Annotated in this window: 7 protein-coding genes; all 7 read left to right on the forward strand. The window is 69.4% G+C overall.

Going from position 1 to position 8,340, the window contains the following annotated elements:
- Nucleotides 1-19 precede the first annotated feature (19 nt).
- Nucleotides 20-574 carry a TetR/AcrR family transcriptional regulator gene (locus tag QR78_RS19120; RefSeq protein ID WP_048429154.1) on the forward strand — a complete coding sequence of 185 codons (555 nt, stop codon included), beginning with the start codon at nt 20-22 and terminating at the stop codon, nt 572-574.
- Between the two features lie 152 nt (nt 575-726).
- On the forward strand, nt 727-2,355 hold the full coding sequence (locus QR78_RS19125) for an ABC transporter substrate-binding protein (RefSeq protein ID WP_082171855.1): 1,629 nt from the start codon (nt 727-729) through the stop codon (nt 2,353-2,355).
- 296 nt (nt 2,356-2,651) lie between these two features.
- Nucleotides 2,652-3,605 (forward strand): ABC transporter permease, encoded by a 954-nt coding sequence (locus tag QR78_RS19130; protein WP_048429155.1) that lies wholly within the window; start codon nt 2,652-2,654, stop codon nt 3,603-3,605.
- A 4-nt stretch (nt 3,606-3,609) separates the two neighbouring features.
- On the forward strand, nt 3,610-4,524 hold the full coding sequence (locus tag QR78_RS19135; RefSeq protein ID WP_048429156.1) for an ABC transporter permease: 915 nt from the start codon (nt 3,610-3,612) through the stop codon (nt 4,522-4,524).
- Complete coding sequence (locus QR78_RS19140) at nt 4,521-5,561, forward strand: ABC transporter ATP-binding protein (protein WP_048429157.1); 1,041 nt, start codon at nt 4,521-4,523, stop codon at nt 5,559-5,561. Before QR78_RS19135 ends, QR78_RS19140 begins: the two co-directional genes overlap by 4 nt.
- 10 nt (nt 5,562-5,571) lie before the next feature.
- Entirely contained in the window at nt 5,572-6,591 is a 1,020-nt protein-coding gene (locus tag QR78_RS19145) for an ABC transporter ATP-binding protein (protein ID WP_048429158.1), read from the forward strand.
- A gap of 532 nt (nt 6,592-7,123) precedes the next feature.
- A complete protein-coding gene (locus QR78_RS19150; protein WP_048429159.1) occupies nt 7,124-8,332 on the forward strand; it encodes an ABC transporter substrate-binding protein in 1,209 nt (402 codons plus the stop codon).
- The last annotated feature ends 8 nt before the right edge of the window (nt 8,333-8,340 follow it).

Raw genomic sequence — 8,340 nt, forward strand, 5'->3', positions numbered from 1 at the left:
CAGACGCAACATACGGGGCATGTGGGCATTGTCAACATACGAGGGCGGGACGGCCTACCATCACGGCGACCTGCGCCGCAGCCTGATCGCGGCGGCGCAGGAGCTCCTGCGATCCGGCGGGGCCGAGGCCGTGACCCTCCGCGAGGCGGCGCGGCTCGCCGGCGTGTCGCACAATGCGCCCTACCGGCACTTCGCGAGCCGCGACGCATTGCTGGCGGCGCTCGCCGCCGAGGGATTCCGGGCGCTCCGCCGCACGCTCGACGAGGCCGGCAATCGTGCCGAGGGCCCCGAGCGGCTCGCCGCCCTCGGCCGGGCCTATCTGCGCTTTGCCGATGCCGACCGGGCGACCTTCCGGCTGATGTTCGGCGGGGTAGTCGAGAAGGCGGCGCATCCCGACCTCGCGGAGGCCTCCGGCGCGGCGTTCGGGGCGTTGCGGAACGTGGTGGCGGAGCGCGATACCTCGGGCGGCGCCGAGCGTGAGGCCCTGCGCGCCTGGGCCCTAGTCCACGGCTTGGCGCATCTCGTCGCCGATCGCCAGATCGATGCGGCTCGGGCCGAGGCCTGCCTCTCGTGAAGGCAGCTTTGCGGCAGGTTGTTAGCCTATGAACGAGGCAGCCTAGAATTTAGGCATTCCAGTTCCAGGAAATCGCGGCCGGCATCGTCACGGGGGTTGGCAGGGCTCTTGCAGTTCCGTCGTCCGTTGAACCGCCACGGAGACGATCGACGATGCCGCTGCTCACCCACCCGCTCCTGCGCCGGTCCGCGCTCGGGCGGACCCTGTCCGGCCTCGCCCTCGCCCTGGCACTAACGGGGCCCGCGAGCGCGCAGGGCGTGCTGCGCATCGGCATGACCGCGTCCGACATCCCGCTCACCACCGGCCAGGCGGACAACGGTGGCGAGGGCATGCGCTTCACCGGCTACACGGTATACGACGCGCTCATCAACTGGGACCTGAGCCGGGCCGACAAGGCCTCCGAGCTGACGCCGGGCCTCGCCACCTCCTGGTCGATCGACCCCGCCGACAAGACCCGCTGGACCTTCAAGCTCCGCCCCGGCGTCACCTTCCACGACGGCTCGGCCTTTGACGCGAATGCCGTGGTGTGGAATCTCGACAAGCTCCTGAAGTCGGACAGCCCGCAATTCGACCCGCGCCAGTCGGCGCAGGGGCGCACCCGCATCCCGGCGGTCGCCACCTACAAGGTGGTCGACCCGATGACGGTCGAGATCGTCACCAAGACCCCGGACGCCACCTTCCCCTACCAGCTCGCCTGGATCCTGATGTCGTCTCCCGCCAACTGGGAGAAGCAGGGCAAGAGCTGGGACGCGGTCGCCAAGGCGCCCTCCGGCACCGGGCCGTGGAAGGTCACGGGCTTCGTGCCGCGCGAGCGCCTGGAACTGGCGCCGAACAAGGAATACTGGGACAAGGGCCGGGTCCCGAAGCTCGACAAGATGGTGCTGGTCCCGCTGCCGGAGGCCAACGCCCGGGTGGCCGCGCTCCGCTCCGGCCAGGTCGACTGGATCGAGGCGCCGGCGCCGGACGCGGTGCCCTCGCTCAAGGCCGCGGGCTTTGCCCTCGTCACCAACCTCTATCCGCATAACTGGACCTGGCACCTGTCGCGGGCCGAGGGCTCGCCGTGGAACGACGTCCGTGTGCGCAAGGCCGCCAACCTCGCCATCGACCGCGAGGGCCTGAAGGAGTTTCTGGGCGGCCTCGCCACCCCGGCGGAGGGCTTCCTGACCCCCGGCCATCCGTGGTTCGGCAAGCCGACCTTCAAGCTGTCGTACGATCCGGAAGCCGCCAAAAAGCTGCTGAAGGAGGCCGGCTACGGCCCGAGCAAGCCGATCTCCACCAAGGTGCTGATCTCGGCCTCGGGCTCGGGCCAGATGCAGCCGCTGCCGATGAACGAGTTCATCCAGCAGAACCTCGCGGAGGTCGGCATCAAGGTCGATTACGAGGTCGTGGAGTGGAACACGCTGATCAACATCTGGCGTGCCGGCTCCAAGTCCGACAGTGCCCGCGGCGGCACCGCGATGAACTACTCCTACCTGATCCAGGACCCGTTCACCGCCTTCATCCGCCACGCCCAGTGCAACCTGGCGCCGCCGAACGGCACCAACTGGGGCTATTACTGCGACCCGGCGATGGACAAGCTGTTCGACGAGGTCCGGGCGACCTTCGAGCCGAAGGACCAGGTCGCGGTGCTGCAGAAGATCCACGAGAAGTTCGTGGATGACGCCCTGTTCCTGATGGTCACCCACGACGTCAACCCGCGGGCGATGAGCAAGAAGGTCCAGGGCTTCGTCCAGGCCCAGAGCTGGTTCCAGGACTTTTCGCCGATCACCATGGCGAAGTAGACAACCGCTCACTCGAATTGGTTCGAGAAAACAAGAGCCGGTCGATTTTCACTCTCGGTCCCCCAGCGGCCTCATCCTGAGGTGTCAGTCCATCGTCGATGGACTGACCTCGAAGGAGGGCTCCAGAGATCGCAAGGCTTCTGGAGCCCTCCTTCGCGGCTCAGCGATCTTCGATCGCCCGCACCTCAGGATGAGGTTGAGGGTGGGACAGACCGCATGACGACGGCTTTGACAGATCACGACCTCGCCTGGCCCCCGCCCGGCGGGCTACGACCCCGACAACCGGCGCCGTTCCCATGATCCTCTTCATCCTCAAGCGCATCGGCTACGCCGCCCCGGTCGCCCTGGGCGTCAGCCTGGTGTGCTTCCTCCTCGTCCATCTCGCCCCCGGCGATCCCCTGAGCGCGATCCTGCCGGTCGACGCCACCGCCGAGATGCAGGCGCAGATGCGGTCGGCCTACGGCTTCGACAAGCCGCTGCCGGTGCAATACGGCCTGTGGCTCTGGAAGATCCTGCACGGCGACCTCGGCACCTCGATCGCCACCGGCCGCCCGGTCCTGTCGGAGGTCGGCCGCGCCGTCGGCAACAGCCTGATCCTCGCCTCGATGGCGACGTTGATCGGCTTCACCTTCGGCACCTTCTTCGGCTTCGTCGCCGGTTATGCCCGCGATTCCTGGCTCGACCGGGTGGCTTCGGCCATCGCGGTGTTCGGGGTCAGCGTGCCGCATTACTGGCTCGGCATCGTGCTGGTGATCATCTTCTCGGCCACCCTCGGCTGGCTGCCGCCGACGGGCGCGGGGCCGCAAGGCTCGGGCAACTGGTTCCCGGACCTCGAGCACCTGCGCTACATCCTGCTGCCGGCCATCACCATGTCGGTGATCCCCATGGGGGTGATCTCCCGCACCGTCCGGGCGCTGGTCGGCGACATCCTGCATCAGGACTTCGTCCAGGCGCTCCGCGCCAAGGGCCTGTCGGAATTCGGCGTCTTCCGTCACGTCGTCAAGAACGCGGCGCCGACCGCCATCGCCATCATGGGGCTGCAGCTCGGCTACCTGCTCGGCGGCTCGATCCTGATCGAGACCGTATTTGCCTGGCCGGGTACCGGCTTCCTCCTCAACGCCGCGATCTTCCAGCGCGACCTGCCGCTGCTGCAGGGCACGATCCTGGTGCTCGCGATGTTCTTCGTCACCCTCAACCTCCTGGTCGACGTGGTGCAGACCGCGCTGGACCCCCGCATCGAGAGGGCCTGACCCGATGAATGTTCAGACCTCCCTCGCCACGGGCGATCCGGTCGCGGCGGTCGCCGCCCCGGAGATCCCGGCGGTCGCCTCGCGCGGCTACTGGGGCAGCGTGCTGCGCCGTCTCCTGCGCGATCCGGTGGCGATGGCCGCCGCCTGCGTCATCCTCGCCATCGTGCTGGCGGCGATCTTCGCGCCGCTCATCGCGCCGATGGACCCGTTCAAGGGCTCGATGGTCCGGCGCCTGCGCCATGTCGGGGATGCGACCTACTGGCTCGGCTCGGACGAGCTCGGCCGCGACATGCTCACGCGCCTGCTCTATGCCGGCCGCCTCTCCCTCTTCATGGGCGTGCTGCCGGTCGTCATCGCGTTCTTCGTCGGCTCGGGCCTCGGCATCCTGGCGGGCTATGCCGGCGGCTGGGTCAACACCGTGATCATGCGCGTGGTCGACGTGTTCTTCGCCTTCCCCTCGGTGCTCCTCGCCATCGCGCTGTCGGGCGCGCTGGGTGCGGGCATCCTCAACTCCATCGTGTCGCTCACCGTCGTGTTCGTGCCGCAGATCACCCGCGTGGCGGAAAGCGTCACGGTGCAGATCCGCAACCGCGACTACGTCGAGGCGGCCCGGGTCTCGGGCGCGAACCCGTTCACGGTGGTGCGGGTGCAGGTGCTGGGCAACGTGCTCGGCCCCGTCTTCGTCTACGCCACGAGCCTCATCTCGGTCTCGATGATCCTGGCCTCGGGCCTGTCCTTCCTCGGCCTCGGCGTGAAGCCGCCGGAGCCGGAATGGGGCCTGATGCTCAACACCCTGCGCACCGCGATCTACGTCAACCCGGTCGTGGCGGCGCTGCCCGGCGTGATGATCTTCCTGACCTCGATCTCCTTCAACCTGCTGTCGGACGGCCTGCGCTCGGCCATGGAGGTGCGCCAGTGACCGACCTCGATCCCCGCGACCGCGGCGGTCCCGCGCAGCCGCTGCTGACCGTCGACGGCCTGGTGAAGCACTTTCCCGGCAAGGGCGGGTTGTTCGGCAAGGGCCCGGCGGTGCGCGCCGTCGACGGCGTCGATTTTTCCGTGATGAAGGGCGAGACGCTCGGCGTCGTCGGCGAATCCGGCTGCGGCAAGTCGACGACGGCGCGCCTGCTGATGCAGATTTCTCGGCAGGACAAGGGCGACATCGTCTTCGACGGCGAATTGCTCGGCTCCCGCGCCCTCGACCTGAAGGCCTATCGCCGCCAGGTGCAGATGGTCTTCCAGGATTCCTACGCCTCGCTGAACCCCCGTCTCACCGTCGAGGAATCGGTCGCCTTCGGCCCGCGGGCGCACGGCCTGTCCGCGGCGGCCGCCCTGTCGCGGGCCCACGACCTCCTGCGCCGGGTCGGCCTCGAGCCGCGGCGCTTCGGCGGGCGCTACCCGCACGAGGTCTCGGGCGGCCAGCGCCAGCGGGTCAACATCGCCCGCGCGCTCGCCCTCGAACCCCGTCTCCTCATCCTCGACGAGGCGGTGTCGGCCCTCGACAAGTCGGTCGAGGCGCAGGTGCTGAACCTGCTCACCGACCTCAAGCAGGAATTCGGCCTGACCTACATCTTCATCTCGCACGACCTCAACGTCGTGCGCTTCATGTCGGACCGGGTGATGGTGATGTATCTCGGCCGGATCGCCGAGATCGGCCCGGCCGACGCGATCCTGGGAACCCCGCGCCACCCCTACACGGCGGCTTTGCTGGCCTCCCAGCCCTCGACCGACCCGGACGCGCGGCTCGAGGAGGCGCCGCTCACCGGCGATCCCCCGAACCCGATCAACCCGCCCCCGGGCTGCCGCTTCCACACCCGCTGCCAGTTCGCCGCCGAGGTCTGCCGGACCCGCGAGCCCGGCCTCGACCCGGTGGCGCCGGCCCATTCCGCCGCCTGCCACATGGCGGCGGCGGGCTCCGGCCACCCGAAGGCTCCCCCGGTCCCGATGGCGGCGTGAGGCGCAACCCATGAACGCACCCCTGCGCAGTTCCGACACCGCGACGTCCGACGCCCTGATCGAGGTCCGCGACCTCACGGTGGACTTCCTCGGCGGCCGCAAGCCCGTCCGGGCGGTCGGCGGGGTCGATGTCTCGATCCGGGCCGGCGAGGCCCTGGCGCTGCTCGGCGAATCCGGCTCGGGCAAGTCCGTGACGCTCCGGGCCCTGATGCGGCTCCTGCCGGAATCCCGCACCCGCATCGCCGGGCATCTCCGGGTCGACGGGCACGACGTGCTCTCCCTCAAGCGCAAGGCGCTCTCGGCCTATCGCGGCGGCACCGTCGCGATGATCTTCCAGGATCCGGGCCTCGCCCTCGATCCGGTCTACCGCATCGGCGACCAGATCGCCGAGGCCGTGATGCGCCACGAGGGCGTCTCCCGCGCGGCGGGCCGGGCCCGCGCGCTGGAGCTGTTCGAGCGGGTCCACATCCCCTCCCCGGCCCGCCGCCTCGACGCCTATCCGCACGAGATGTCGGGCGGCATGCGCCAGCGGGCGATGATCGCGCTCGCGCTCGCCTGCCGGCCCAAGGTGCTGCTCGCCGACGAGCCGACGACGGCGCTGGACGCCACGGTGCAGATCCAGATCCTGCTCCTCCTGCGCGAACTCCAGCGCGACCTCGGCCTCGCGGTCATCTTCGTCACCCACGATGTCGGCGTGGCGGTGCAGGTCGCCGACCGGGTGGCGGTGATGTATGGCGGCCACCTCGTCGAGGTCGGCGCGAGCGGCACGGTGATCGGTGCGCCGGCCCATCCCTACACGCAGGGGCTGCTCGCCTCCCGCATCACCCCGGATTCGCCGAAGGGCGTGCGGCTCGCCACCATCCCGGGCTCGCCCCCGGACCTCGCCGACCCGCCCCCCGGCTGCCCGTTCGAGCCCCGCTGCGGCCTCGTCGTGCCGGCCTGCCGCGAGGGCCTGCCGGCGCGGGTGGCGGTGGCGCCCGGGCATGCGGCGCGGTGCGTGCGCCTGGGCGAAGCGGCGGCGTCGGTGTGAGAACCGATGTCGGGACGGCGACCATGCCGCAGTCGTGCGATCCGCTCCGACAAAGAAGGCGTACCTCCCCCCTCTCATCGCATAGGCAGTCGAGAGGAAAGCGAGGAGCGGAGGCTGTGCAGGGAAGGCGAGGCGCGGGAAATCTCCTCTCCCCGCGGGCGGGGAGAGGGTCACGACCCCCTCGTCGGGGTCGTGACGAGCGGAGGCGAAGCCGGAGCGAGGGTGAGGGGGTGTTTTCGGAGGAGCCACATTCGGCACTTCCCCCTCACCCTCGCGGCGAACCTGCGGTTCGCTGCTTCCTTCGCCCCCGACGAGGGGGGCGAAGGCCTCTCCCCGCCCGCGGGGAGAGGGGAAACCCGCGCTTTTTCCTTTCCCGGGACAGCCCTGCGCCCGAGGGGAGAAGAGGAACCGCCGCTCGATATGCCGGGCGGCGGCGCAGTCCGGCCCCCGACATCCATCCCCTCGCCGCGCTTGACGGGTTCGCTCCGGTAGCCCCTCCTGGGACGATAACAAACGCACCCGGGAGGAATCCATGATCACCCTGAAGCGGCTGCTCCTGTCGGCCGGATGCCTGATGCTGGCGGCCTTGCCGGCCTCGGCCCAGACGACGGTCAAGGTCGGCATCCTGAACGACATGTCGGGGGTCTACTCGGATATCGGCGGCAAGGGCTCGGTCGCGGCGGCCCAGCTCGCCGCCGAGGATTTCGCGGCGATCGACAAGTCCATCCATGTCGAGATCGTCTCGGCCGATCACCAGAACAAGCCCGATGTCGGTGCCGGCATCGCCCGGCAATGGTACGACCGCGACGGGGTCGACGCGATCTTCGACGTGCCGACCTCGTCGGTGGCGCTGGCGGTGAGCCAGGTCACTCGCGAGAAGAACAAGATCTTCATCAATTCGGGCGCCGGCACCACCGACCTGACCGGCCCGCAATGCTCGCCCAACACGGTCCACTGGACCTACGACACCTATGCGCTCGCCAACGGCACCGGCGGCGCCATGGTCAAGCGCGGCGGCGACACCTGGTTCTTCCTCACCGCCGACTACGCGTTCGGCCAGTCGCTCCAGAGCGAGACCGCCGCAGTCGTAACGCGCAACGGCGGCAAGGTTCTGGGCTCCGCCCGGGTGCCGTTCCCGGCGAGCGACTTTTCGTCCTTCCTGCTCCAGGCCCAAGCCTCCGGCGCCAAGGTGGTCGGGCTCGCCAATGCCGGCGGCGACACGATCAACGCCGTCAAGCAGGCGCACGAATTCGGCCTGACGGAGGGCGGGCAGAAGCTCGCGGCCCTGCTGTTCTACGCCCAGGACGCCAAGGCGCTCGGCCTCGACATCGCCAAGGGGCTGGTGCTCACGGAAGCCTTCTACTGGGACCTGAACGACGGCACCCGGGCCTTCTCGCAGCGCTTCGCCAAGCGGGCGAACGGCAACATGCCGAGCATGAACCAGGCGGGCGTCTATGGCGGGATGATGCACTACCTGAAGGGCGTCTCGGCGACGAAGTCGAAGGATCCGAAGGTCGTGATGGAGTGGATGAAGGCCAACCCGACCGACGACCCGCTGTTCGGCAAGGGCATGATCCGGCCCGACGGCCGCACGATCCACGACATGTACCTGTTCGAGGTGAAGAAGCCCTCCGAGTCGAAGGGCCCCTGGGACGTCTACAACAGGCTCGCGACGATCCCCGGCGACCAGGCGTTCAAGCCGATGAGCCAGGGCGGCTGCCCGCTGGTCGGCAAGAGCTGAACGGCAAG

It is taken from the genome of Methylobacterium indicum, assembly GCF_001043895.1.
Classification (GTDB): Bacteria; Pseudomonadota; Alphaproteobacteria; order Rhizobiales; family Beijerinckiaceae; genus Methylobacterium; species Methylobacterium indicum.